Source organism: Rhodococcus sp. WMMA185, assembly GCF_001767395.1.
GTDB lineage: Bacteria > Actinomycetota > Actinomycetes > Mycobacteriales > Mycobacteriaceae > Rhodococcus_F.
The window spans coordinates 1,445,192-1,470,073 of record NZ_CP017014.1 but is presented as its reverse complement, the minus strand read 5'-3'; the positions used below and the strand labels follow the sequence as shown (position 1 = coordinate 1,470,073).

Genomic DNA, 24,882 nt, shown 5'->3' with positions numbered 1-24,882 from the left:
GCGTGGAGGCATGACTTCCAAGTCACGGGATTCCACACAATCGTCGCCGAAGGTCGTCCTTTCCGACAGCGAGTGGCGCGAGAAGCTGACGCCCGCCGAATATGCGGTGTTGCGTCAGGCCGGAACCGAGCGCCCCTTCGTCGGCGAGTACACCGATACGAAGACCGAGGGCGTCTATCGCTGCCGTGCGTGTGACGCCGAACTGTTTCGGAGCACGGAGAAGTTCGAATCGCACTGTGGGTGGCCGTCGTTCTTCGATCCGGCAGACTCGGACGCCGTCATCCTGCGTGAGGACAATTCGCTCGGCATGCGCCGCGTCGAGGTGCTCTGTGCTACGTGCCACAGTCACCTCGGGCACGTCTTCGCCGGAGAGGGCTATCCCACCCCCACCGATCAGCGGTACTGCATCAATTCGATCTCACTGGTCCTGCGGCCGACCGGCGAATGATCGTCGGCGGGTCGAACGCGCGGATCTGAGGTAGATCTCCGTCGTACCGTTCGATCTCGACGAGCACGTGCTGACCCGTACAGCCGCGGGCGAGCGAGGAGGTTCCCACGTCCGGGGTCAGCACATTCGGGTTCCCGTGCACGCATAGAGAGTCCGGGTCACTGGCGTCGAGTGGGTCGTACCAGGCGCCCGTGGACAGTTGCACCACGCCGCGGCGGACGCTGTCATCGATGACCACACCGGCGAGGCAGGCGCCGCGATCGTTGAACACGCGCGCGACGTCGCCATCCTCGAGGGCCCTTCCGGCCGCATCGTCAGGATGGATTCGTAGTGGTTCCCGCCCTCGGATCTTCGAACCCTGACTGGTGGCGCCGTGATCGAGTTGGCTGTGCAGTCGAGTGCGTGGCTGGTTGGCGATCAAATGCAGAGGGAACTGCTGCGCCCGTGCCCCTGACAACCATTCCTCCGGTTCGTACCAGCGGGGATGGCCGGCGCAGTCCTCGTAGCCGAATCCGTCTATGTCGGCGGAGAAGATCTCGATTCTTCCACTGGGGGTGCTCAGCGGGTTGTTCACCGGATCCGTGCGGAAGTCTCCGAACAGGATCAGATCCTCCTCGGTCCGCATCCGCACGTGGCCCCGGTTCCAGAACTCGTCGAAACTCGGTACGCGCGCCCCGTCGGCAAGGACGTGACCGCGCCACTGCCCGTACAGGTGCTCGAGCCACTGCTGAGACGACCGACCTTCGGTGAACTTCTCTCCGACACCGAGCTTTGCTGCCACCGCTGCGAAGGTGTCGTAGTCATCCCGAGAATCTGCGTACGGTTCGACTGCAGCGTGCATGGCGACGAGCAGGGGGTCGTTGCGAGTGCAACTGATATCAGCCCGCTCGAGCGACGTGGTGGACGGGACCACGACGTCTGCGTGTCGCGCCATGGGGGTCCAGTAGGGGTCGTGGACGACGATGGTGTCCGGCCGCGCGAGCGCGCGGCGTAGTCGGCCTATGTCTTGGTGGTGATGGAACGGATTGCCGCCCGCCCAGTACACCATTCGGATATCGGGATATGTGAGCCGGCGACCGTCGTAGTCGAACGGTGCCCCCGGGTTGAGGAGCATGTCCGAGACGGCCGAGACCGGAATGAAGTCGCGGACAGGGTTGATCCCCTGCGGGAGCGTGGGCAGCGGGTACGGGACGGGCGCAAGCCCGGGTTCGTTCATCGAACCGTAGCCATGCCCGAACCCACCTCCGGGAAGACCGATCTGACCCAGCATCGCCGCGAGGGTGACGCCCATCCACGGGGCCTGCTCGCCGTACCGCACACGTTGCAGCGACCAGGTGACTGTGACCATCGTGCGCCCCGCGGCCATCCGCCTGGCGAGGGCCACCAGTTCCGCGGCGCCGATCCCGGAAATCTGCTCCGCCCACTCCGGCGATTTCGGCACCCCGTCGGAGCGTCCGAGCAAGTACTCCTCGAAGCGGTCGTAGCCGACGCAGTGACTGTCCAAGAAGGACGAGTCGTGCAAGCCTTCGGTCGCGAGGACGTACCCGAGGGCGAGCATGATCGCGACATCGGTCCCCGGAACGGGGGCGTGCCGTTCACCAGCCCCGTGCAAGTCGTCGTGCAGCGGACTGAAAGAGACGATGGATCCGCCACGCTGTCGCAACGCGTCGAGTGCGCCACGGGTGGGGTGATCGCTCGTGCCTCCGTGATTGACCCCGGTGTTCTTGAGGGGGACACCCCCGAAGCACACGAGGAGATCGGTGTGCTCGGAGATGATCTTCCAGGATGTGGAGCGGGCGAACATCTTCCAATGCGTACCCACCACTCTCGGCATCACGACACCCGTTGCGCCCAGCGAGTAGCTGTGCGCCGAACGGGTGTAGCCGCCCAGGGTGTTCAGGAACCGGTGAACCTGACTCTGGGCATGATGGAACCGTCCCGCACTGGCCCAGCCGTAGGAACCGCCGTAGATGGCACTGTTGCCGTGACGCTCGACGACCCTGCGTAATTCGTTCGCCAGAAGCTCGGTCAGCTCTTCCCAGCCGACCGATACGAACTCGTCGCAACCGCGGCCACTGCTCGGTCCAGGGCCGTTCTCGAGCCAGCCCCGGCGCACCGCGGGCCCGGTGATCCGCGCCTTGTTTCGCACCGACCCGGCTATGTTGCCCAGTACCGGCGACGGGTCGGCGTCACCAACGAAGGGGTGCGCCGCGACGACGTCGCCATCGGCCACCTCGGCCTCGAACATGCCCCAGTGCGACATGTGCGGACGGCGGGCGGCAGCGCCCGTCCGGTCAGCATCGGTCATCGAAGAGTTCTGCCGGACCTACGGAAGCGCCGCGACGAGCTTGTCGACGTCTACCCGTGGGCCGGTGAAGAACGGCACCTCTTCGCGAACGTGCAGCCGTGCCTCGGTGGCACGGAGATCACGCATGAGATCGACGATCCGATACAGTTCGGGTGCCTCGAACGCGAGGATCCACTCGTAGTCACCGAGCGCGAAAGCGGGGACGGTGTTGGCGCGCACGTCCTTGTAGCCACGCGCAGCCATACCGTGGTCGGCGAGCATCTTGCGGCGCTCTTCCTCGGGCAGCAGGTACCACTCGTAGGACCTGACGAACGGGTACACGCAGACGTAGTTGCCGGGGTCCTCGCCCGCGATGAACGCCGGAATGTGGCTCTTGTTGAATTCCGCGGGGCGGTGGCACGCGACGTTGCTCCACACCGGTGCACTCGCCCGACCGAGTGCGGTGGTACGGCGAAAGTCCGAGTACGCGGCCTGGAGCGCCTCGATGCTCGTCGAGTGAGTCCAGATCATGAAGTCGGCGTCGGCGCGCAGCCCCGCCACGTCGTAGAGTCCGCGCACCACGACGCCCTTGTCTGCCTGACTTTCGAAGAAGATCCGCGCCTCCTTGACGACCGCCTCCCGGTCCTCCCCGAGGACACCGGGTTCCACCCGGAACACCGAGAACATGAGGTAGCGGATTTCAGAGTTCAATGCGTCGAAGTCGAGACGTGCCATGGATCTATCGTGCCATCCGTTCCGCAAGCCTCGTCGCGGCCGTCGTGGCAGCGGCGACGCAAGCGGGCACACCCACCCCGCGTAGCAGCGCGCCGGCCACCTCCACACCCTCCAGACCTGCGATTTCCTCCTCGATCGTGGCAACCCTGTCGAGGTGCCCGGGTCCGTACTGGGGCAGGCCGCCGTGCCACCGCTGTACGTGTGTAGCGAGGGGCGCGTCGGACACGCCGGTCACGGCCTCGAGGTCACGGCGGGCCGCGGCGACCAGTTTCTCGTCCGGGGCGTCGACGATCCCGGCGTCGCCGAACCGTCCGAACGACGCCCGCACAAGAGTCACACCCCGCTCGGCGAGGTGCGTCCACTTGCGACTCGACAGGGTGAAGGCCTTCGCGCCGAGCGCCTCATCGGTGGCGACGAGGATCCCCGAATTGGGTGGAACATTCGCAGTTTTCGGGAGTGCCAACGCCACCACCGCCGAGGACGCGAGCGGGATGCTCGCGGACGCCGAGGCAGCGCGAGGAGCGATTCCGGCCAGCAACTCGCTCAACTCGGTAGCGGGCACGGCCAGGACTACTCCGTCCACGCAGCCCACCGGATCCGCACGCCAGCCGTCACCGTCTCGTCGCAGCGAGCGAATGTTCTCGCGGACGATCCTCACCGCCGCGGCCGCCGACAGCGCCTCGAGGAGGACTGCGTAACCGCCGCGAAGGGTCCCGAACACCGGGCCCGCGCTCGGAGCGGGCAATGCGTCGACCACGGCTGCAGACAGGCTCGTGGCGCCGCGGTCGAGTGCCTCGGCCAGGGTGGGTATCGCTGCGCGCACACCGATCGTGTCTGCCAGTCCCGAATAGACCCCTCCGAGAAGCGGATCCACCGACCGCCGGACCACCTGGGCACCGAACCTCTCACCCACGAGTGCTCCCACCGCCATATCCGAACCGGGGGTCCAGTCGAGGGGAACTGCCCGCTCGCCCGCAATCTGCTCGAGCGCCCGTTCGTCGACGAGACCACGGAGGCTGTCGGCGTCGGCGGGTATCCCCATCAGCGTGTTCTGCGGCAAGGGGTGCAACGAGCTCTCGGACCAGATGAGTGGACTCAGGCCCGCCGGGTATACCAGCTGATCGGACAGCCCGAGTTCGTCGAGTAGGGCGGGCACCTCCGGACGACGCGCGATGAACGCCTCCGCACCGACATCGACGGGTCCTCCCGCCAGCGTCACGGTGCGCAGCTTGCCCCCGAGCCGGGCCGCGCCGTCCGCCAGCGTGATGCGGGCGGCGGCTCCGAGCCGCTTCCGTAGCCGATATGCGGCAACGAGGCCGGAAACACCGCCGCCGACGACGAGGACGTTCGGCGACGTGGTGTTCACAGTGAGTGCACCAACTCGACGACCTCGGTCAGCACCCCCGGATCCGTGTCCGGCAAGACACCGTGGCCGAGGTTGAAGATATGGCCTGCCGCGCCGGCGGCGATGGCGGCGTCGGCCTCGCGGGCGATGCGGCGGACCTGCTTCTCGACAGCAGACGGTCCGGCGAACAGCACGGCGGGGTCGAGGTTGCCCTGCAACGCCTTGCCGGGACCCACTCGACGGGCCGCCACGTCCAGCGGAATACGCCAATCGACGCCCACCACGTCGGCTCCAGCTTCACCCATCACCCCGAGCAATTCACCCGTACCGACACCGAAGTGGATGCGCGGCACCTTCGCGCTCTCCAACTCGGCAAACACTCGCTCGGAATGGGGAAGCACGAAATCCCGGTAGTCGGCCAGCGAAAGCGCACCCGCCCACGAGTCGAACAGTTGCACCGCATCGACTCCCGCGCGCAGTTGTGTCTGCAGGAAGGTGATCGTGGTGTCGGCCAGACTGCCCAGTAGCGCATGCCACGTCTTCGGGTCGGAATGCATGAGCGCCTTCGTACGCTCGTGGTTGCGGCTCGGCCCACCCTCGACCAGGTACGAGGCCAGGGTGAACGGGGCGCCGGCGAACCCGATCAGCGGCGTCGACCCCAGCTCCGCGGTCAGCAGCTGTACTGCCTGCTCGACTGCCCCCACCTCCTCCGGAACGAGGCGCGGCAATGCGGTGACATCTGCAGCCGACCGAACCGGTTTCGCGATGACGGGACCGGTTCCCGCCACAATGTCCAGGTCGATGCCGGCGGCCTTGAGCGGCACCACGATGTCCGAGAAAAGAATCGCTGCGTCGACACCGTGACGGCGCACGGGTTGCATCGTGATCTCACACACGAGCGCCGGGTCGAAACAAGACTCGAGCATTCCGATCCCTGCGCGGATCTCGCGGTACTCGGGAAGGGATCGGCCTGCCTGCCGCATGAACCACACCGGGCGACGGCGAGGAGTGCGGCCTTGCGCGGCCGCCAGGAACGGCGCATCCGACAGCACCCGCCTCGAGGCATAGACCGCCCGCTCGCTCATGCCCGCATTGGTACTTTCCAACCCGCTCATCGACCCTCGCACTCTCTGCCCGCTTGTTTGTCGGCGGCTCTCATGCTGCCATGTCCGGGCCCCGCCTCCGATCGGCCCCACTCGGCGCGCCTCCGACCAGATAGGGGGATACGGGTCTACCGTCCCGGACTGTGACGTCTTCGGGATCGCCCGTCGAACCGGCCGAGTTCCGCAGCGCCGTCGCCGCGATGAACTCGGCCAGGGTTCGTGCCGACATCGAGATCGGCCCCATCCGCCCCCCACAGCGCCTGGCGCCGTACAGCTACGCCGTCGGCGCGGAGGTCGTACATCCTGGAGGCGGTGATGCTCCAGATCAGGGCGACGGTGACGCGTTCGGCAGATTGATCCTCCTCTTCGATCCTGAGGGAGATGAGGCCTGGAACGGCACGATGCGCCTCGTCGCCTATATCCAGGCCGATCTCGACGCCGTCGTAGCGGAGGATCCGCTGCTCCCGGAAGTGGCGTGGAGTTGGCTCGTGGACGCGCTCGAGTCGCGTGGCGAACCGCTCAACGCACTCGGCGGAACCGTGACCGCCACGACATCCGTACGGTACGGCGACATCGCAGGACCGCCGCACGCACACCAGCTGGAGTTGCGGGCGTCCTGGACTGCGACATCGGTCGAACTGGGAACGCACGTCGAAGCCTTCTGCGAGGTCCTCGCATACGCCGCCGGACTACCGCCTGCCGGGGTGGCACAACTGCGCACACCGGGCGACAACTAACCCGCTAGGTCAAATCCGTTACGTCACTGGGCACCCGGCTCGCCGAAAATCGAGAACAAGAAAATCCGGTGGTCGCTATTGCAAATTGCGTGTTCACCAGCGATTTTTTCCGGATCATGGACCATCTACTAGAACGTGTTCTAGTATTCGGACCATGCAGCGACTCAGCGGACTCGACGCGTCCTTCCTCTATCTCGAAACATCTACGCAACTGCTACATGTCTGCGGGGTCGTCGTCCTGGACGTATCGACTATTCCGGGTGGATACTCGTTCGCGAAACTCGAGGCCGAACTCGCCAAACGCACCAGGGGCATACCGGCGTTGCGACGGAAGTTGCAAGATTCCCGCTTCAACCTCGACCATCCGGTGTGGGTAGACGACACCGACTTCGACATCAACCGTCACTGCCATCACGTCGCCCTCCCGTCTCCAGGTGGCCGCGACGAGCTCGCTCGGATGTGCGGAGACATCGCCGGGATTCCACTCGATCGCGCTCGGCCCCTGTGGGAGATGTGGGTGATCGAAGGACTCGAGGACGGTTCCGTCGCCATCATGTCGAAGATGCACCACGCGGGGGTGGACGGCGTCACCGGGTCGAACATGATCGCCCAACTGTGCGGCCTCACCGCGGAAGCGGCATGGTCGAGCCCCGAGGAGGCTGTCGAGACCAAAGGCGCCGGCCAGGCTAGCACTCTCGACATCGCACTGGGCGGGCTACTGGCAGTGGCCGCACGGCCGGCGAAGCTCCTCGAGATCCTTCCGGAAAGCCTCGCCGTACTCCCTCGCTGGGTGGACCGTGCCCGCCGTGGTGATGCGATGCCCGCACCGTTCACCGCGCCGCGCACCTCGTTGAACGGGACCCTGACCAGCCACCGCAACATGGCGTTCGCTCAGGTCGACCTCGCAAAGGTCAAGAAGGTGAAGGACGCTTTCGGCGTCAAAGTCAACGACGTGGTTCTCGCCATGTGCTCGGGTGCACTGCGTCACTACCTCGAGGACCGACGGGAACTGCCCGACCGATCACTCGTCGCCGCAGTTCCGGTCTCGGTACACGGCAAGAGCGATCGGCCCGGAACCAACCAGGTATCTGTCATGCTGAGTGAACTCGGGACTCACATGGACGATCCCGCCGAGCGCCTCCTCGAAATCGCCGCAGGAAATTCCACTTCCAAAGGACACAACGAATCACTCGGGGCCAGCCTGCTCCACGACTGGTCCCAGTTCGCCGGCCAGGCGGTCTTCGGCACTGCGATGCGCCTCTACTCGGCACTCGGGCTGGCGGAACGGCACCCCGTGGTTCACAACCTGGTCATCTCCAACGTGCCCGGGCCACCCGTCCCGATGTACTTCCTCGGCGCTCTGATCAAGGCGATGTATCCGCTCGGTCCGATCTTCCATGGCGCGGCGCTCAACGTCACGGTGATGTCGCTCAACGGTCAGCTCAATGTCGGTCTGATGAGTTGCCCGGAACTCGCGCCGCACCTGTGGGATCTGGTCGATGCGTTTCCCCGCGCGCTCGAAGAACTTCTCGAGGCAGCGGAGGCGAGCCTCCCCGGGAAGCCGGAGGCGAGCCTCCCCGAGAAGGCGGAGACTCCGGCGTGAGAGCGTCGGTGGGATCATGAGCTGCGCCACGGACAGACCGACGTAGAGTCAGTCCTCATGCCCGAACTCCCCGACCAGACCGCGCCGCACGTTCCGGGTGGAGAACCGGATCGTCCGCTCGTACCTTTGCTCGCACCGAGGGACGGCGTGCCGGAGGTGGTGGCCACCGCCGAGGCAGTCGCCAAAGCCGCTGCCGCCCTGAACCAGGGCAGCGGCCCTCTGGCTGTCGACGCGGAACGCGCATCGGGTTTCCGGTACTCAGCGCGGGCGTATCTGGTGCAACTGCGGCGCGAGGGTGCCGGGACGGTTCTGCTCGACCCGATCCCTTGCGCCACAGATCTTGCCCCGCTGGCCGAGGTGATCAACCCGTTGGAATGGATCCTGCACGCCGCGGACCAGGATCTGCCGGGGCTTGCGGAATTGGGGCTGGCGCCGGCGTCCCTGTTCGACACCGAACTTGCCGGACGCCTGGCCGGTTTCGAACGGGTCGGCCTCGCCGCGATGGTCGATCAAGTACTGGGCTTCGAACTACGCAAGGGACACGGCGCCGCCGACTGGTCGAAGCGTCCGCTGCCCGAATCATGGCTCAACTACGCCGCACTCGACGTCGAATTGCTCGTCGAACTCCGCAACGAGATGGCCGCCGAACTCGACAAGCAGGGCAAGAGCGAATGGGCGGTGCAGGAATTCGAGCGCATTCGACTCGCCGGACCTCCGGAACCCAAACCCGACCGGTGGCGCCGCACCTCGCGCATCACCTCGCTCGAGACACAGCGTCAACTCGCCGCCGCTCGCTCGTTATGGCAGGCGCGAGAGGAACTCGCCCGCAAACGTGACGTCTCCCCCGGTCGGGTCCTGCCGGATTCGGCAATCATCGAAGCGGCGGGCACCGATCCCCGAAGCATCGAGGCACTGCGGGCCCTACCCGTGTTCGGTGGACCCCGCCAACGGCGATACTCCCGCATCTGGCTGCAGGCGCTCGAGCACGCCCGGGCGTTGCCTGAGGCGGAACTCCCACCCAAGAACCCACCCTCCACGGGTCCGCCGCCCGCAAGTCGCTGGGCACGAAACGACCCTGCCGCAGCCGACCGACTGACTACGGTGCGCGAAGCCCTCGCGGCCCTCGCCGCCGAGGTCGCGGTCCCTGTGGAGAACTTGGTCACACCCGAACTCGTTCGACGGCTCTGCTGGGACTGGACGGCGCCCGAGAACGGTGACTTCGAGGCCGTGATCGAGCAGGTTCTCGAGGCCGGTCGGGCCCGACCGTGGCAGCGCCGGCTGACAGTGCCCGTGCTGGGCGAAGCGCTCGCCTCGGCCGAACGGAAAAGAGCCGAAGACAGCTAGATTCCGGCACCGGCACGCTAGAGGCTCGACCCAGGCGCTCGGGTACGCTGTGTGACGTTTCCGACGCCGTGCCGACCAAGTTACCCATCAGTAATGGTAGGGGTAGGCTGGCCGGGAGACCGGACGCCTTGCAGTGATCCGGGACCAAACTGCTCCATCAGGAGGAATTCGCGTGGCTCCATCCACCACCAATCAACGCAACGTCGTGTTCGTCGACGGCATCCGTACCCCGTTCGGCAAAGCCGGACCCAAGGGCATGTACGCGGAGACCCGTGCGGACGACCTCGTCGTGAAGACCATCCGCGAACTGCTTCGCCGCAATCCGCAATTGGATCCCGCGCGTATCGACGACGTCGCGATCGCCGCGACCACGCAGACAGGCGACCAGGGCCTGACCATCGGCCGCACGGCGGGGATTCTCGCCGGACTGCCCGAGACCGTGCCGGGGTTCGCCGTAGACCGTATGTGCGCCGGCGCCATGACGTCCGTCACCACCACCGCATCCGGGATCGGGTTCGGCCAGTACGACGTGGTCATCGCCGGCGGCGTCGAGCACATGGGCCGGCACCCGATGGGCGAGGGCGCTGACCCGAACCCCCGCTTCCTCGCCGATCGTCTCGTCGACCAGAGCGCGCTCGTCATGGGCAACACGGCCGAGAACCTCCACGACCGGTTCCCCAGTATCACCAAGGATCGCACCGACGCGTACGCGGTAGCCAGCCAGAACAAGTACGAGGCAGCCCGCAAGGCGGGCTTCATCGCCGACACCCTCGTCCCCGTCGCCACCCGATCCGCCGCGGGCTGGGGACTGGCCACAGAGGACGAGCCGCCTCGCCCCGGAACGACGGTCGAGGACCTCGCCAAGCTCAAGACGCCGTTCCGTCCCGCCGGACGAATCACCGCCGGTAATGCCGCCGGCCTCAACGACGGAGCCACCGCCGCGCTCCTCGCCGGCGAGGACACCGCCACCGAACTCGGGCTGCCGATCGGCATGCGCATGGTCGGATTCGCGTTCCAGGGCGTCGACCCCGCCGTGATGGGCATCGGCCCGGTACCCGCCACCGAGAAGCTGCTGGCCCGTACCGGTCTGAAGATCGAGGACATCGGCCTGTTCGAGATCAACGAGGCATTCGCGGTTCAGGTCCTCGCCTTCCTCGAGCACTACGGCATCGCCGACGACGACCCACGGGTGAACCAGTGGGGCGGGGCCATCGCCTGTGGGCACCCCCTCGCGTCCTCGGGCGTGCGCCTGATGACCCAGCTCTCCCGCCAGTTCGCCCAGCGTCCCGACGTCCGCTACGGCCTGACCACGATGTGCATCGGTCTGGGCATGGGCGGAACGGTGATCTGGGAAAACCCAATCTTTGACGGAGCGAAGTAAATGACTTCTATCGCAACAGCATTCGCCGACGAGGTCGTGACGAACGCATACACCAAGATCATTGAGGTTCCGAATATCGAGGGGCCGGTCGCGCTGATCACTCTCGACAACGGTTTCGACCACACCAAGCCGTCGTCCTTCGGTCCTGGCGGTCTGACCGCTCTCGACGCCGCCCTCGACGAGGCCTACGCTGCCAACCCGGTCGCGATCGCGATCACCGGCAAGCCGTTCATCTTTGCCGCCGGCGCAGACCTCAAGGGCGTGCCGAGCATCGCGGACCGTGACCAGGCGCTCGAACTCGGCCGCCTCGGCCATAAGGTCTTTCGCCGCCTGCGTGAATCGTCCGTGCCTACGTTCGCATTCGTCAACGGGGTCGCGCTCGGGGGCGGGCTCGAGGTCGCGCTGCACAGCCACTACCGCACCGCGTCCGAGAGCGCCGGTGCACTCGGACTTCCCGAGACCTTCCTCGGGCTGGTTCCCGGCTGGGGTGGAACGCAGTTGCTCCCCAACCTCATCGGACCCTCGAATGCCGTCACGGTTGTCATCGAGAACGCGCTGAACCAGAACAAGACGCTCAGCCCGAAGAAGGCTCTCGAACTCGGAGTCGTCGACGCGGTGTTCGGTTCGGCCGACTTCCTCGAGCAGTCCTTCGCCTGGGCCGCGAAGGTTCTCGCCGGGGAGATCACTCCGGCACGTCCCGAGATCGATCGAGGCCAGGGCTGGGACGACGCCGTCGCACGGGCGAAGGCCATCGTCGCCGGAAAGACCCAGAACAACGCCCCCGGGCCGGTCCGAGCCGTCGAACTCCTGGAACTGGCGCGGACCGTCGACATCACCGATCCCGCATCGCTCGACAAGGGTTTCGCCGCCGAGGACGAGGCTCTCGCCGATCTTCTCCTCGCCGACGAGCTCCGCGCCGGTCTGTACGCGTTCGACCTCGTGAACAAGCGCGCGAAGCGTCCCGCGGGCGCACCGGACAAGTCCCTTGCACGCAAGATCACCGGTGTCGGCATCGTCGGAGCAGGCCTGATGGCCAGTCAGCTGGCGATGCTGTTCGTCCGCCAGCTGAAGGTGCCGGTGATCCTCACCGACATCGACCAGGAACGCATCGACAAGGGTGTCGGGTACGTCCACACCGAGATCGACAAGCTGCAGGGCAAGGGGCGGCTCTCCCCCGACGCCGCCAACCGCCTCAAGTCCCTCGTGTCCGGCTCGCTGGACAAGGCCGCTTTCGCCAAGACCGACTTCGTGATCGAGGCCGTCTTCGAGAACCTCGACCTGAAGAAGAAGATCTTCGCGGAACTCGAGGAATACATCGCCCCGGAAACCATCCTGGCGACCAACACCTCTTCGTTGTCGATCACCGAGATGGCCGCGGACCTGAAGCACCCCGAGCGCGTGGTCGGCTTCCACTTCTTCAACCCCGTCGCGGTGCTGCCGCTCCTCGAAATCATCAAGGGCGAGAAGACCGACGATGCAACGCTGGCGACGGCTTTCGCCACCGCCAAGTCGCTGAAGAAGTCTGCCGTGCTCTGTGGCGACAAGGCCGGGTTCGTCTTCAACCGGCTTGTGACCCGCACACTGGGCGAGGTCATGTCGGCGGTGGACGAAGGCACCCCGTTCGATGTGGCGGACAACGCCATCTCCGAACTCGGCATGCCGATGTCTCCGTTCACCCTGTTGGCCCTCGTCGGCCCGGCAGTGGCGCTGCACACCGGCGAGACGCTGCAGGCGGCCTACCCGGAGCGGTTCACCAGCTCACCCGGGCTCGAGGCACTGGTCGATGCCAAGAAGTCGGCCGTGTGGAGCTACGGCGCCGACGGCAAGCAGGTCGTCGACCCCGAGGTCGCCGCACTGTGGAAGCAGGGCGACAAGGCCTCCACGGCGGAAGAGGTCCTCGAGCGCACGCGTCGCGCATTCGCCGAGGAGATCCAGATCATGCTCGACGAGGGCGTTGTCGCCGCGGCCGAGGACATCGATCTGTGTCTCCTCCTCGGCGGCGGGTTCGGATTCTGGAACGGCGGCATCACGCCATACCTGGACCGCACCGGCACCTCCGAGGCAGTCAACGGTAAGCGGTTCCTCGCTCCGGGTGTCGCGAGCGTGAAATAGTCTCTGGCAAAACACCTTACGGGCGCGGCACGGATCTTCGTGCCGCGCCCGTTCACGTTTCGGATGCCTTCGCGCTCACACCGCCCCGGGTAGTGGCACCATTCGGACGCCCCCGGGTGCGGAACATTCACTCTCCCCGAATCGTCTGGGTGTCCAGCGTTCGCCTGGCAACCGGACAAACCGGACCATTCGCTATGGTGCGACCTCTTGTTGTCCGAACAATGGCAGCACCGAACCTCCCGACCGTATGCAGACCTCACAGGGCGCCAATTGTTCGCCTTGTTCCGTGAAGTCGGAAGAAAATGAAACAAAGAAGTGACAGTCGGCCTATCGGGGAATCAGCATATCGGGCGTAAAGTGATCCCCGACACATTTTCTTTCGCTCGGCTAAGTAGGAGCGTTCACGAAATCAGGTATGCGATGACCCAGGCACAGTTATCGGATAGACACCACACCGCAAAGGTGATTGGTGTCAGCGTATCGGCTGCCATAGGTGGCTTTCTCTTCGGTTTCGACAGCGCCGTCATCAACGGTGCCGTCGACGCGATTCAAGGGCACTTCAATCTCGGATCCTTTGGGCTAGGCATCTCCGTGGCGATCACTCTCCTCGGATGTGCTGCCGGCGCGTGGTTCGCCGGCCGAATCGCCGACCGTTTAGGTCGCAAGAAAGTGATGCTGATCGGCTCGGCGCTCTTCATGGTTTCCGCAATCGGGTCAGGACTCGCCGTGACGGTGTACGACCTGATGGCGTGGCGTGTCATCGGCGGAATCGGAATCGGTATCGCATCCGTTATCGCGCCCACCTACATCGCCGAGATCGCACCCGCCCGCTACCGAGGTGCACTTGCCTCGATCCAGCAACTGGCACTCACCATCGGTATTTTCACCGCCCTGCTGTCGAACGCACTGTTGGCAGACTTCGCGTCCGGTGCGGCGAACGAGTTGTGGCTGGGCCTGGAGGCGTGGCGATGGATGTTCCTCGTCGAGTTCATCCCTGCGTTCGTCTACGGCGTTCTGGCCCTGCTCATTCCCGAATCTCCCCGCTATCTGGTCGAACAGCACCGCGACGACGAGGCTGCTGAGATTCTCCTGCACTACACCGGCGACCATGACCCCCGGGAACGCGTCCGTGAGATTCGGCACACGTTGCACCACGAAACGCCCACTTCATTCTCGGACATTCGTGGCCCGGTCTTCGGGCTCAACCACCTGGTCTGGGTTGGGATCGGCTTGGCGGCGCTCCAGCAATTGGTGGGTATCAACGCGATCTTCTACTACTCCACCACGCTGTGGAGGTCGGTGGGGTTCACCGAAAGCCAGTCCTTCACAACGTCGGTGATCACCTCGGTCATCAACGTAACCATGACCTTCGTCGCCATCCTGTTCGTCGACCGGTTCGGTCGCCGTAATCTGCTGATGATCGGCTCAGCCGGAATGTTCGTGAGCCTGCTGGCTACCGCGATCGCCTTCTCACAGGCGACGGGAAGCGGCGACAACGTCGAGCTTGCCAATCCGTGGGGCGCGATTGCTCTCGGCGGCGCCAACCTCTTCGTCGTCTTCTTCGCCGCCACATGGGGGCCCATCATGTGGGTGCTGTTGGCCGAGATGTTCCCGAACGACATGCGGACCGTGGCCATGGGTACCGCCGCGATGGCCAACTGGCTCACGAACTTCGTCGTGACTCTGTTCGTCCCGGTCATGACACAGTCGGTCGGTCTGTGGATCCTGTACGGCCTGTTCGCCTTCTTCGCCCTGGTGTCGTTGTTCTTCGTCCGTGCCAAGGTCCCGGAGACGACGGGCTTGGAACTCGAGGAAATGCGCACTTGACCCGACCGGTTCCGGCCGAATCACTTTGCGTCGGTTCGGCCGGAACCGGTCTACGGCAAGTCAGCTTTGGCGACCACTCTTCTCGACACGCGCGGGCCGCTCATTCGCATCGACGTCAGCGGGCAGCGTGGGGTGCAGATTGCCAAGGCTGGCAACCCATCCCGTGATCTGACGGGCGACATCCTGTGCGGTGAGACCCAATTCGGCGTGGATCTGCGCACGGGACGCATGGTCGAGGAACTGTTGCGGAACACCGAGATCACGGCAGGGCACATCCACCCCCGCCGAGCGCAACGCCGAGGACACCGTAGAACCGATGCCGCCGTGCAGGCCGCTGTCCTCGATGGTGACCACGATGCTGTAGTCCGAGGCTAGCTTCACCAACGACTCCGGTACCGGAAGAACCCAACGCGGGTCGACGACGGTCGCGCAGATACCTTGCTGCTCCAACCGGCCTGCGGCGGCGAGAGAAAGACCGGCGAACGCACCGACCGAGACGATCAGGACGTCCTTCGGCCCTGACGGGACGCGGAGGATGTCGACGACTCCATCCAGTCGGCTCACCGCAGGCACAGCATCGGCGACTGCGCCCTTCGGGAACCGCAGTGCGGTGGGACCTTCGACATTCAGCGCCTCGGCCAACTCCTCGCGGAGAGTGGCACCGTCACGGGGAGCCGCAACCTGCATCCCTGGGACGATGCCCAGCACAGACATATCCCACATTCCGTTGTGGCTCGCGCCGTCGCTGCCCGTGATGCCTGCGCGGTCGAGAACGAGGGTGACGGGCAACTTCAGCAGTGCCACATCCATCAGAACCTGATCGAATGCGCGGTTGAGAAAGGTCGAGTAGACCGCGACCACCGGATGTAGTCCGCCCAGTGCGAGACCGGCCGCGGAGGTAACCGCGTGCTGCTCGGCAATACCGACATCGAACATCCGGTCGGGGAACCGCTCGCCGAACGCGGCGAGTCCGGTGGGCCCCGCCATGGCAGCGGTGATGGCCACGATGTCCTGTCGGCGACCGGCCTGCTCGATCAACTCGGCCGAGAACACCGAGGTCCAATCGGCCGCTGCGGTTCCGGCGGACTTTCCCGTCGCCGGATCGATCACCCCGGTCGCGTGCATTTGATCGGCTGCGTGGTTCTCAGCGGGCGCATAGCCCATGCCCTTGCGGGTGACGGCGTGCACGATGACCGGTCCGCCGAACGCCTTCGCGCGCCGAAGCGCGGACTCGAGCGCTACCTCGTCGTGACCATCGACCGGTCCGAGATATTTTATGCCGAGATCGGTGAACATCACCTGCGGCGCGACCGCGTCCTTGAGTCCCGCCTTCATCGCATGCAGCACCGAGAAGGCCGCCCGCCCGACGAGAGGGAACTTCTCGAGCATCCGGCGACCGTTGTCGAGAACCCGCTCGTACGCGGGCTTCAGACGCAAGGTGGCGAGGTGGTCCGCGAGACCGCCGATCGTCGGCGCATACGAGCGGCCGTTGTCGTTGACGACGATCACCATCGGGCGGTCCTTGCCGGCCGCGATGTTGTTCAGGGCCTCCCAGCACATGCCGCCGGTCAGAGCCCCGTCACCCACGACGGCGACCACATGGCGCGATTGGCCGGTGAGCTCGAACGCCTTTGCGAGTCCGTCCGCGTAGGACAGTGACGCCGACGCGTGAGAGGACTCGACCCAATCGTGATCGCTCTCGGCTCGCGACGGGTAGCCCGACAACCCACCCTGTTTGCGGAGCGAATCGAAGTCGTCCTTGCGCCCGGTGAGAATCTTGTGAACGTATGCCTGGTGACCGGTGTCGAAGATGATCGGGTCGGACGGTGACTCGAACACGCGGTGAATCGCGAGTGTCAGTTCCACAACACCGAGGTTCGGGCCCAGATGCCCGCCCGTCGCCGCGACCTTCTGCACAAGGAACTCGCGGATCTCCGCGGCGAGCTGCCTCATCTCCGCCGAACTCAGCTGACGAAGATCGTCAGGCGTCTGGATACGGGCAAGAACACCCAACGAGATCGCTCCCTCCATCGTGTACGCGGCCTTGCGCACCCTGCCACGTGGATTCATGTCACGTCGCAGTGAAACCAGTGTACGGAGCCGCCGACGCGGCGGATACACGGTGGGGCTGTTTGCCCGGCGTCCCGGCGCTTGATCCTCGGCAGCATCGCCGCAGCCGTGACCGGCTTCATCCCACCACCGCACCAGGTCGCTTCATCCGAACCGGGAAATCCCGGTGTTCAGACACCTAGGGTCGTCTCATGGGCACTGTCGTGGACACGCTGATCAGAAGCATCTTCGACCGAACCGTGCAGAACCGCAACGGCTCAGTCGCCGACTACATTCCCGAACTCGCGGTTGTGCCGCCCGACTCGTTCGGTATCTGCGTCGCGACGGTCGACGGCCATGTGTACGAAGCCGGCGACACCCGCTTGCCCTTCACGATCCAGTCCATCTCCAAGCCGTTCACCTACGCCCTCGCGCTCGCTGACCACGGCGCGGACGTGGTCGCCGCCAAGATCGACGTCGAACCCTCCGGCGAGGCGTTCAACGAGATCAGCCTCGACCCGCTCACGGAGCGGCCACGTAATCCGATGATCAACGCCGGCGCCATCACTGCGGCGGCACTGGTCGCCGGACCAGATGTCGACACGAGGTTCGAGCGGATCCGAAGGACATATTCGCGGTATGCCGGCCGGGCGCTGACGTTCAACGACTTCGTGTACGCCTCCGAGTCACGGACCGGACACCGCAATCGCGCCATCGGGCACATGCTGCGCTCGTTCGACATCATTGCCGGCGACCCCGATGAAGCAGTCGACCTGTATATCCGCCAGTGCTCGATCGACGTGACCTGCCGGGATCTGAGCTTGATGGCCGCCACGATGGCCAACAACGGAGTCAACCCGCTCACGCAGGACAAGGTCCTAGCCCCGGATCTCGTCGAGCGGGTACTGAGCGTGATGTCGACCTGCGGAATGTACGACGGCGCCGGGAAGTGGTTGTACGAGGTGGGGTTGCCGGCCAAGAGCGGCGTCGGCGGCGGAGTCATTGCCGTACTCCCGGGCCAGATCGGCATTGCGATCTACTCGCCGCGGCTCGATTCCCACGGCAACAGCGTGCGCGGCGTCGAGGCCTGCCGAGCCCTGTCGAAGGAGCTCGAGCTGCACTTCCTGCATGTAACCCGCGAAGCCCGTTCCGCGATCCGCGCCCGCTACTCCGTCACCGATACTCCTTCCCGGATGCGGCGGACCCCCACCGAACGGGCCACGCTCGACGACGTAGGAACCCGAAGCCGAATCTACGAACTTCACGGCGATCTACTGTTCGCGGGTGCGGAGACAGCGGTCCGGGAGATCGGCGGTTCCGAGGAGGGGCTCGATGCGGTGGTCATCGACGTCCGCCGGGTCGACGAGGTCAGTCGGATCGCCTGTCGCATGATCGAAGCCCTGCGCGCCGATCTGGCCGAACGCGGGTGCGCGATTGCCTTCGTCGACCCGGCCGGTTTGCTCGGCAACACCCGATCCGATCTGTCGGCGAGCGCCGGAAGGGTGTACGCCGATCTCGATGGCGCGGTGCAGTGGTGCGAAGACATCCTGCTCGATCGCCACTGCGGCAACGCCCGCCAGACCCCCTCGGTTGCGGTCACCGAGCATCCGGTGCTGTCGTCGCTGAGCCCGAGGCAACTGGAACAGTTCAACGAGAATCTCGAAACCCGGAACTACGGTCGCGGTGAATACATCGTTCGCCGCGGCGACAGCGCATGCGGATTGTTCCTCGTGCTGTCCGGCCAGGTGAGCTCGACCGTCACCGACCAGTCCGGTGCGGTGCACCGTATCGTAACTCTTTCTGCCGGAATGAGTTTCGGAGAGGTTACCCTGATCCTCGGCTCCCACTTTCTCAACGACGTCCGAGCCCACACCCCCGTCACCGTCGCGGTGCTCACCGCCGATCGATACGCCGAAATGACTTCAGCGGAGCCAGAACTCAAGCTGGCGCTACTCGAGAGACTTGCATCGGGTGCCTACGAGCAACTCGACGTGATGTTGCGGTCCCTCCTGCAGCAGGGCGCCGGCCGCTGAGCGGTTCACGCGAAAATCCGTTGCAGAAAGAGGAAATGTCGGACACTGTTGTTGCGCGAAATCGACGGTGCTCGAATCGAAAGCAGGGTGGGAGATAATCATGGCTTCAAGACTGGCCATCGAGACCACGGGGATGGTCAAGATGTTCGGGTCCACTCGTGCGGTCGACGGACTCGACCTCACTGTGCCCCTCGGGGGTGTCTACGGCGTACTCGGACCCAACGGCGCGGGCAAGACCACCGCGATTCGCATGTTGGCGACGCTCCTTCCCCTCGACGGCGGATCAGCCACCGTATTGGGGCACGACGTCACGTCAGAAGCGGACGCGGTGCGCAGCAAGGTTTCGCTCACCGGGCAGTTCGCCTCACTCGACGAGGATTTGACCGGCGCCGAGAACCTGCTGCTACTCGGGCGTCTGTTCGGGTATTCACGTGCGGCCGCCCGCTCCCGGTCCGAGCAGCTACTCTCCGCGTTCGGGCTGGAGGAAGCCGGAAACCGGCAGGTGAAGAACTATTCCGGCGGTATGCGTCGCCGGCTCGATATCGCAGCGAGCATCATCGTCACGCCGGAAATGATCTTCCTCGACGAACCCACCACCGGACTCGACCCGCGAAGCCGCAACCAAGTGTGGGAGATCGTCCGCGCCCTTGTCGCCGGCGGGACGACGGTGCTGCTGACTACGCAGTACCTCGACGAGGCCGATCAACTCGCCGATCGTGTGGCTGTCATCGATCACGGCAAGGTAATCGCGGAGGGCACCACCGGCGAACTGAAGTCATCGGTGGGGTCGGGCGCCCTGCATGTCCGCGTCGCCGACGTCGACACACGTTCGGCTGCGGCGGTTCTGCTTCGTCAGGTACTCGAGGTGCCGATCACCGAGGAATCTGATCCGGCGGCCCTCACTGCTCGCATCGACGACCCGACCCGGGTCTCGCGGGCGCTGCCTGCGCTGGACGACGCTGGAATCGCTATCAGCACATTCGCATTGGGGCAACCGAGCCTTGATGAAGTCTTCCTCTCCCTGACCGGCCGAACCACCGAGGAGCATCCTTCATGACCACCACCACCGGTCAGGCAGAAGCCACCGCCAACGCCACCGCTGTCGCCGACGTCCTGAAGGTGCCGGGGCCGAGGCCACCGAGGCCGACAGCGTGGTCGACATCCCTGTCGTTCGGCTGGCGCGCCCTGCTCAAGATCAAGCACGTCCCAGAGCAACTCTTCGACGTGACCATGTTCCCGATCATGTTCACGCTGATGTTCACATTTCTCTTCGGTGGCGCGCTGGCCGGATCGACCAGTGCATATGTCCAGTTCCTGCTGCCAGGGATTCTCGTGCAGACCGTCGTCATGATCACGATGTACACAGGCCTGACCCTCAACAAGGACATCGAGAAGGGCGTCTTCGACCGGTTCCGCTCCCTCCCGATCTGGCGTCCGTCACCGCTCGTCGGAGCGCTACTCGGCGACGTCGTCCGCTACACGATCGCCTCGATCATCGTCTTGATCCTCGGGCTGGTCCTGGGGTTCCGGCCGGCCGGGGGGCCTGTGGGTGTCGTGGCGTCGATCTGCCTGCTTCTGCTGTTCTCGTTCAGCCTGTCCTGGATCTGGACCATGATCGCCATGTTCATGCGCACCGAGCAGTCGGTCATCGCAGTGGCAATGGTCATCCTGTTCCCGCTGACATTCGCCAGCAATATCTTCGTCGACCCCGCCACCATGCCGGGCTGGCTCCAAGCGTTCGTCGGGGTCAACCCCATCAGCAAATTGGTGACCGCGATTCGCGGGCTCATGGCAGGAACAGTGGAAGCGGCGGAACTCGCCGTCGTCTTCGGTTGGTGTGCCGGGTTCGTCTTGATCTTCGGGCCCCTGACGATGCGCCTGTACAACCGCAAGTCGTGACGTGGGCACACCCGCACCCACGCGCGGCGTAGCCGTCGAACCCGGTCGAGTCTCGAACGCTAACCGTCGACCGGGCTGCCTCCCACGTGCGGGAGGGGCTGCACAGGGGGCGGGGTCCGGCGCCTAGCCGGGGCGCCGAAGGTGTCATTGAGTTGGGCAAGCGACGCCACCGCCGCCAAGGCCTGTTCCTGTGACCAACTCTCCAGCATGCTGCGCAAACGTTCGGCGCGCCGCTCAGCGGTCTCTTTCAGGGTCTCGATTCCTTTCGGCGAGACCCTGATGCGCGATGCACGTTTGTCGTCAGGGTCGGTGGCGCGTAAGACATATCCGCCGGCGACAAGTTCTGAGATCTGCCGGCTCAACGAAGACTGACTCACGCACAGGTCGGCGGCCAACTCGTTCTGGCGGCACTCCCCGCGCGCTTCCAGCGCGAACAGCACGCTCGTCAGCGCAGGAGCGATCTGGGTCTCACCACTCGCGGCTACGACCGAGCGCAGAGCACGACCGAGCGCGAACACCCCGTCGACAAGCGCCTGCGCGGTCTCTGCCTTTACCGGCAGATCTGCCTGTACCGACATCGTCTTCCTATCCCGACCACTCGCCTATTACAGAATCGAGTATACCTTTCGTTGCGTTCAGTAAACACCTGAATTCACCCTAGCGACCGCGCACCAATAACGCGAGGCACTCGACGTGATGGGTCAGGGGGAAGGCATCGAAGGCGCGCACTTCCTGCACCGTGTAGTCGCGCTCGAGATAGAGACCGATGTCGCGGGCGAACGAACCAGGATCACAACCGACGTGCACGATGCGTTCGGCACCTGCCGCAGCCACGGCATCGACCACGTTTCGACCAGCCCCAGAGCGGGGCGGGTCGAGTACCACGACCTGCGGACGGGTAGGAAGCGTGGCGATCGCCCGTTCCACGCGGTCTGCATGAAGATGCACCTGCGGCAGATCGGCGAGTGCGGACTTTCCGTCGGAGACGGCCTGCCGTGACGATTCGACCGAATCCACTCGCCCGGTCGTCCCGCCGGCACCGGCCAGCGCGGCGGAGAAGACGCCGACCCCGCTGTAAAGATCCCACGCGACCTCACCCTCTGACAACCCGGCCCACTCGGAGATCACCTCCGAATAGGTTTCCGCGGCACCGCGATGTGCCTGCCAGAAGCCGGTCGCGGCCAGCGACCACTCGCGCTCGCCCACGCGTTCCACCGGACGCCCCGATCCGATGATCACCCGCTCGGCCCGAGGCGCACCACCTGCGGCTCTACGCGCCATGGCTCCTCGCCGGCCGGAACTGGTGCGGCCGGTCCTCGACACCTTCGGCGGAGCGATCTCGACGACGTGCCGCTCGCCTACCCCGTCGAGGACAATCTGCACCTCGCCACCAGGCTTCCAATCATGCTCGACCACATCGTCGTAGGCGCCCGACTCGATTTGGGGGCACGCCAGATCCGTCACAATCTCCGAGCTCCGGTGCTTGTGGTATCCCGGTCGACCGTCGGCGTCGACGGCGAGTCGCACCCGGGTGCGCCAGCCGGTGCCGTCGCCTGTACCAGGCAGTTCCTCGACATCGACGCTGCGCTGCACTCGTGCGACCCGCACCAACTGCTCGGATACCACCTGGGATTTCATCTCCCGTTGCACCCGAAGGCTTGCATGGGAGAAGTCGCAGCACCCTGAACCACCCGGCCCCGACACCGGGCACACGGGCGCGACCCGTTCGGGGGATCCGTCGAGAATCTCGATTGCGTCGGCCCGGCAAAAAGACCCGCCTCGATCCTCGGTGACGACGGCACTCACACGCTCCCCGGGCAGTCCGTGCCGGACGAAAACCACTCGGCCCTCGTGCCGGGCGACGACGAATCCACCGTGCCCAGGATTTCCCAGTCTCAGCTCGAGTCGACGGCCCAACCAGCTCTCACTCAACGCTTCTCACCGTCGTTTCCATCGGATGCGTAGCCGCGACGTGTCGCCCCAGCGGTGTTTTCTATGTTCAGCGGCTTCGCCTTCTCCGACGAATTCAATTGCCACGGAACGCTGGTGACCATCACACCCGGCTGAAACAGCAACCGGCTCTTGAGCCGCAGGGCGCTCTGGTTGTGCAGGATCTGCTCCCACCAGTGTCCGACGACGTACTCGGGGATGAACACGGTGACCACGTCGCGCGGAGAGTCCTTGCGGACGCGGCGCACGTAGTCGAGCACAGGTTTCGTGATCTCGCGATAGGGCGACTCGATCACCTTCAGCGGTACCGTGATATCGCTCTTCTCCCACTGCTGCACCAGTGTGCGCGTGTCGGGATCGTCGACGTTCACGGTGATCGCCTCGAGCGTGTCCGGTCGGGTCGCTCTCGCGTAGGCCAGCGCACGCATCGTCGGCATGTGCAACTTCGAGACCAGGACGATCGAGTGGGTTCGGCTGGGCAGGACGCCGTCCCACTCCTGCTCCTCGAGTTCAGCGGTCACGGTGTCGTAGTGCTTGCGGATCAGCTTCATCACGATGAAGATCGCGACCATGGCCACGATGGCGATCCATGCGCCCGCCGCGAATTTCGTGATCACCACGATGACCAGCACGGCACCCGTCATTCCAAGACCGATCGAATTGATGATGCGCGACCGGTACATACGGCGACGCTGGGCAGGATCCTTCTCGTCCCTCAGGTGCCGGGTCCAGTGCCTGATCATCCCGGTCTGGCTCAGCACGAACGAGACGAACACGCCGACGATGTAGAGCTGGATGAGTTTGGTGACCTCGGCGTCGAACAGGACGACGAAGGCGATAGCGGTTCCGGACAGGAACAGGATGCCGTTGCTGAATGCCAGACGATCGCCGCGGGTGTGCAGTTGGCGCGGCAAGTAGCGATCCTGCGCCAAGACCGATCCGAGGACGGGAAATCCGTTGAAGGCGGTATTCGCTGCCAGCACAAGGATCAGAGCCGTCACGGTGGCGATGGTGTAGAAGCCGATCGGGAATCCGCTGAACACAGTCTCGGCGATCTGCGTGATGAGCGTCTTCTGGTTGTATCCTTCTGGCGCCCCGATCAGCTGCGTTTGCGGATCATCGGCATACACGATGCCGATCTTCTGGGCGAGGATGATGATTCCCATCAGCAGCACGATGGCGATCGCTCCCAGCATCAGCAGTGTCGTCGCCGCGTTGCGCGACTTCGGCTTGCGGAAGGCCGGAACACCATTGCTGACCGCCTCGACGCCGGTCAGCGCCGCACAACCGGACGAGAACGCGCGAGCGATCAGGAACGCGAAGGCGATCCCATAGAGGTGCGAATCCTCGGCCTCGAGCTCGAATACGGACGACGCGGCCCTCAGATCCTCACCGAACACATAGATGCGGATCAGGCCCCAGCCGAGCATCAGCACCATCCCGGTAACGAACGCATAGGTCGGGATGGCGAAGGTGATGCCGGATTCCCGGACACCGCGGAGGTTGATTGCGGTCAACAACGCGATGGCCGCCACTGCGAACAGCACCTTGTGTTCGGCGACGAACGGGATCGCCGACCCGATGTTCGATGCGGCCGCGGAGATCGACACCGCCACCGTCAGCACATAGTCGACCAGCAGGGCACTGCCGACGGTCAGCCCCGCATTTTGCCCCAGGTTGACGGTGGCGACTTCGTAGTCACCGCCGCCCGATGGATACGCGTGCACGTTCTGGCGGTAGCTGGCCACCACGACCACCATGACCACGGCGACGGCCAACCCGATCCAGGGTGCGTACACATACGCGGAGATTCCCGCAATGGAAAGCATGAGGAATATCTCCTCGGGTGCATACGCAACCGAAGACATCGCGTCAGATGCGAAAACCGGTAGGGCGATCCTCTTGGGTAGCAGCGTGTGCCCGAGCTTGTCGCTCCGGAAAGGTCTGCCTAGCAGTAGCCGCTTGGTGGCTGTCGAGAGCTTTGACACCGCAAAAGCCTATGCCGTCCGAGATGATCCTGGACCCGCAC

The 24,882-nt window shown here is 65.0% G+C and carries 18 protein-coding genes; 10 read left to right on the top strand and 8 right to left on the bottom strand.

Annotated features, from left to right (window positions below; all coding sequences use genetic code 11):
* Positions 1–10: 10 nt before the first annotated feature.
* Positions 11–448, top strand: coding sequence for a peptide-methionine (R)-S-oxide reductase MsrB (gene msrB / locus BFN03_RS06630; RefSeq protein ID WP_070378353.1), 438 nt, complete (start codon positions 11–13; stop codon positions 446–448).
* Here the strand turns inward: msrB and BFN03_RS06625 are convergent.
* The 4 genes from BFN03_RS06625 to hemE are packed head-to-tail and all read right to left on the bottom strand — an operon-like array spanning position 408 to position 5,900.
* Positions 408–2,756 carry a molybdopterin-dependent oxidoreductase gene (locus BFN03_RS06625; RefSeq protein WP_070378352.1) on the bottom strand — a complete coding sequence of 783 codons (2,349 nt, stop codon included), beginning with the start codon at positions 2,754–2,756 and terminating at the stop codon, positions 408–410. The genes msrB and BFN03_RS06625 overlap by 41 nt on opposite strands.
* Before the next feature lie 18 nt (positions 2,757–2,774).
* On the bottom strand, positions 2,775–3,470 hold the full coding sequence (gene hemQ, locus BFN03_RS06620) for a hydrogen peroxide-dependent heme synthase (RefSeq protein ID WP_070378351.1): 696 nt from the start codon (positions 3,468–3,470) through the stop codon (positions 2,775–2,777).
* 4 nt (positions 3,471–3,474) lie between these two features.
* Entirely contained in the window at positions 3,475–4,836 is a 1,362-nt protein-coding gene (locus tag BFN03_RS06615) for a protoporphyrinogen oxidase (RefSeq protein ID WP_070378350.1), read from the bottom strand.
* Positions 4,833–5,900, bottom strand: coding sequence for a uroporphyrinogen decarboxylase (gene hemE / locus BFN03_RS06610; RefSeq protein WP_198163404.1), 1,068 nt, complete (start codon positions 5,898–5,900; stop codon positions 4,833–4,835). Before hemE ends, BFN03_RS06615 begins: the two co-directional genes overlap by 4 nt.
* A 161-nt stretch (positions 5,901–6,061) precedes the next feature.
* Between hemE and BFN03_RS06605 the strand changes: the two genes are divergently transcribed.
* The 6 genes from BFN03_RS06605 to BFN03_RS06580 all read left to right on the top strand — a co-directional run bounded on the left by BFN03_RS06605 (position 6,062) and on the right by BFN03_RS06580 (position 14,922).
* Positions 6,062–6,655: a DUF3000 domain-containing protein gene (locus BFN03_RS06605; protein ID WP_070378348.1), complete on the top strand. Its 594-nt coding sequence runs from the start codon at positions 6,062–6,064 to the stop codon at positions 6,653–6,655.
* Between the two features lie 154 nt (positions 6,656–6,809).
* Complete coding sequence (locus BFN03_RS06600) at positions 6,810–8,258, top strand: WS/DGAT/MGAT family O-acyltransferase (RefSeq protein ID WP_070378347.1); 1,449 nt, start codon at positions 6,810–6,812, stop codon at positions 8,256–8,258.
* Positions 8,259–8,315: 57 nt separating this feature from the next.
* On the top strand, positions 8,316–9,602 hold the full coding sequence (locus BFN03_RS06595) for a ribonuclease D (protein WP_070378346.1): 1,287 nt from the start codon (positions 8,316–8,318) through the stop codon (positions 9,600–9,602).
* Between the two features lie 172 nt (positions 9,603–9,774).
* Complete coding sequence (locus tag BFN03_RS06590) at positions 9,775–10,983, top strand: thiolase family protein (RefSeq protein WP_070378345.1); 1,209 nt, start codon at positions 9,775–9,777, stop codon at positions 10,981–10,983.
* Complete coding sequence (locus tag BFN03_RS06585) at positions 10,984–13,095, top strand: 3-hydroxyacyl-CoA dehydrogenase NAD-binding domain-containing protein (protein ID WP_070378344.1); 2,112 nt, start codon at positions 10,984–10,986, stop codon at positions 13,093–13,095.
* A 420-nt stretch (positions 13,096–13,515) separates the two neighbouring features.
* Positions 13,516–14,922 (top strand): sugar porter family MFS transporter, encoded by a 1,407-nt coding sequence (locus tag BFN03_RS06580; protein ID WP_070378343.1) that lies wholly within the window; start codon positions 13,516–13,518, stop codon positions 14,920–14,922.
* Between the two features lie 60 nt (positions 14,923–14,982).
* Here BFN03_RS06580 and dxs read toward each other — a convergent pair whose 3' ends face one another.
* On the bottom strand, positions 14,983–16,935 hold the full coding sequence (dxs, locus tag BFN03_RS06575; RefSeq protein WP_070380680.1) for a 1-deoxy-D-xylulose-5-phosphate synthase: 1,953 nt from the start codon (positions 16,933–16,935) through the stop codon (positions 14,983–14,985).
* Positions 16,936–17,183: 248 nt separating this feature from the next.
* On the opposite strand from dxs, the gene glsA reads away from it, so the two are divergent.
* The 3 genes from glsA (at position 17,184) to BFN03_RS06560 (ending at position 20,903) form a co-directional block, all read left to right on the top strand.
* The gene (gene glsA / locus BFN03_RS06570; protein ID WP_070378342.1) at positions 17,184–19,004 is read left to right on the top strand and encodes a glutaminase A; all 1,821 of its coding nucleotides are present in this window, start codon (positions 17,184–17,186) and stop codon (positions 19,002–19,004) included.
* A 100-nt stretch (positions 19,005–19,104) separates the two neighbouring features.
* Positions 19,105–20,061 (top strand): ATP-binding cassette domain-containing protein, encoded by a 957-nt coding sequence (locus tag BFN03_RS06565; RefSeq protein WP_070378341.1) that lies wholly within the window; start codon positions 19,105–19,107, stop codon positions 20,059–20,061.
* Positions 20,058–20,903 (top strand): ABC transporter permease, encoded by an 846-nt coding sequence (locus BFN03_RS06560; protein WP_070378340.1) that lies wholly within the window; start codon positions 20,058–20,060, stop codon positions 20,901–20,903. The genes BFN03_RS06565 and BFN03_RS06560 overlap by 4 nt, the downstream gene beginning before the upstream one ends.
* Before the next feature lie 59 nt (positions 20,904–20,962).
* Here BFN03_RS06560 and BFN03_RS06555 read toward each other — a convergent pair whose 3' ends face one another.
* The 3 genes from BFN03_RS06555 to BFN03_RS06545 all read right to left on the bottom strand — a co-directional run bounded on the left by BFN03_RS06555 (position 20,963) and on the right by BFN03_RS06545 (position 24,841).
* Positions 20,963–21,463: a MarR family winged helix-turn-helix transcriptional regulator gene (locus tag BFN03_RS06555; RefSeq protein WP_070380679.1), complete on the bottom strand. Its 501-nt coding sequence runs from the start codon at positions 21,461–21,463 to the stop codon at positions 20,963–20,965.
* Between the two features lie 97 nt (positions 21,464–21,560).
* The gene (locus tag BFN03_RS06550; protein WP_070378339.1) at positions 21,561–22,835 is read right to left on the bottom strand and encodes a class I SAM-dependent RNA methyltransferase; all 1,275 of its coding nucleotides are present in this window, start codon (positions 22,833–22,835) and stop codon (positions 21,561–21,563) included.
* Positions 22,832–24,841 (bottom strand): APC family permease, encoded by a 2,010-nt coding sequence (locus BFN03_RS06545; protein WP_070378338.1) that lies wholly within the window; start codon positions 24,839–24,841, stop codon positions 22,832–22,834. The genes BFN03_RS06550 and BFN03_RS06545 overlap by 4 nt, the downstream gene beginning before the upstream one ends.
* Positions 24,842–24,882: the final 41 nt, after the last annotated feature.

Coding starts and splice junctions, on each gene's coding strand:
- BFN03_RS06560 (WP_070378340.1), top strand. CDS start 20,058: ATGACCACCACCACCGGTCAGGCAGAAGCCACCGCCAACGCCACCGCT.
- hemE (WP_198163404.1), bottom strand. CDS start 5,900: ATGAGCGAGCGGGCGGTCTATGCCTCGAGGCGGGTGCTGTCGGATGCG.
- BFN03_RS06600 (WP_070378347.1), top strand. CDS start 6,810: ATGCAGCGACTCAGCGGACTCGACGCGTCCTTCCTCTATCTCGAAACA.
- BFN03_RS06585 (WP_070378344.1), top strand. CDS start 10,984: ATGACTTCTATCGCAACAGCATTCGCCGACGAGGTCGTGACGAACGCA.
- msrB (WP_070378353.1), top strand. CDS start 11: ATGACTTCCAAGTCACGGGATTCCACACAATCGTCGCCGAAGGTCGTC.
- BFN03_RS06625 (WP_070378352.1), bottom strand. CDS start 2,756: ATGACCGATGCTGACCGGACGGGCGCTGCCGCCCGCCGTCCGCACATG.
- glsA (WP_070378342.1), top strand. CDS start 17,184: ATGGGCACTGTCGTGGACACGCTGATCAGAAGCATCTTCGACCGAACC.
- BFN03_RS06595 (WP_070378346.1), top strand. CDS start 8,316: ATGCCCGAACTCCCCGACCAGACCGCGCCGCACGTTCCGGGTGGAGAA.
- BFN03_RS06565 (WP_070378341.1), top strand. CDS start 19,105: ATGGCTTCAAGACTGGCCATCGAGACCACGGGGATGGTCAAGATGTTC.
- BFN03_RS06580 (WP_070378343.1), top strand. CDS start 13,516: ATGACCCAGGCACAGTTATCGGATAGACACCACACCGCAAAGGTGATT.
- hemQ (WP_070378351.1), bottom strand. CDS start 3,470: ATGGCACGTCTCGACTTCGACGCATTGAACTCTGAAATCCGCTACCTC.